Origin of the sequence: Arthrobacter sp. 2YAF22_2 (assembly GCF_052114645.1) — a bacterium.
Classification (GTDB): Bacteria; Actinomycetota; Actinomycetes; order Actinomycetales; family Micrococcaceae; genus Arthrobacter.
Window position 1 is genome coordinate 1 of record NZ_JBFRFD010000769.1, and the last position, 1,109, is coordinate 1,109.

Consider the following 1,109-nt stretch of genomic DNA (forward strand, 5'->3'; position numbering starts at 1 on the left):
GGGCAGCACCGCACCGGGCAGTGCTGCGAAGTAGCGGGCGATTCCGGCCACAGCGGTCGCGAAGGCGCCGGCCACGGCGATGGGGACTGCCGCGAGGGCCGGGAGCAGCGGAACTAGCGGAACAGCCGCCGTGCCCGCGACGGTCACCGGCGCCACCAGCGCGGCGGCTGCCAGGTTTGCGGGCAGGGCGTAGCTGGAGAACTGCGGCTGGAGCAGCACAATGACGGGGCCGCAGAACAACTGGGCGGACAGTGGAACCGCGAGGCCGGCGGCGACGGCGCGGGGCACGACGGCCGGCATCCAGCCCATGATCGGCCGGCCGGCCACGACAATGCCGAGGGTGGCCAGGACGGACAGCAGGAAGCCGTAGTCGGCGGCCAGCGCGGGCTCTGCCAGCAGCAGCGCTGTGCTGGCCACACACAGCAGGCTGAGCCCGTGCCCTGCCCGCCCGAAGGTGAGGGCTGAGAGGCCGATCGCCCCCATGCACGCGGCCCGGAGTACGCTGGCGTCCGGACCCACCATGAGCACGAACATGCCCAAGCCGCCGAGGGCCAGGCCGGCGGCCGCGGGGCGGGGAAGCCGCACACTGCGGGCAGCCAGCAGCAGCACGCCGAGGACGAGGCTGCAGTTGGCGCCACTGACGGCCGTCAGGTGTGTCATGCCGACGGTCTTCATGGCAGCGGCGAGCTGCGGATCAAGGGCTCCGGTATCGCCGGTCACCATCCCGGGCAGCAACCCCTTGGCATCACCGGACAACCCGGCGGCGGCGGCGCTGAAGCCGCTCCGCAGAGCTGCCGGGCCGCGGTCCCAGCTGCCTGCTGCGGCCAGGCGCACGGGAGCAGCGGAGGCGGACAGCATCCCGGCCTCGGCCTCGCCAGCACCGGACGGCTTCAGCTTGCCCGTGGCACGGATCCGCTGCCCGGACGCGGCGTCGCCCCAATCCGCCCCGCCCAGCACGAGGAGCCCGGCATGTGCCTCCACCCGGCGGCCGTCAAAGATCAGGACCAGCAGCGTGGCGGGCACCGCCCAACGGTCCGACAGCCCCACCCTGCCCGGGGTGGCGAGCCGCCGCGGCGTGCCGTTCACCTCGATTTCGGCCACTACCGAGG

At 73.8% G+C, this 1,109-nt stretch carries 1 protein-coding gene; it reads right to left on the minus strand.

Annotated elements, in window-relative coordinates; translation table 11 throughout:
• The coding region (locus AB4Y86_RS19400; RefSeq protein ID WP_441403747.1) for a ComEC/Rec2 family competence protein at positions 1-1,109 on the minus strand (1,109 nt) is incomplete at both ends.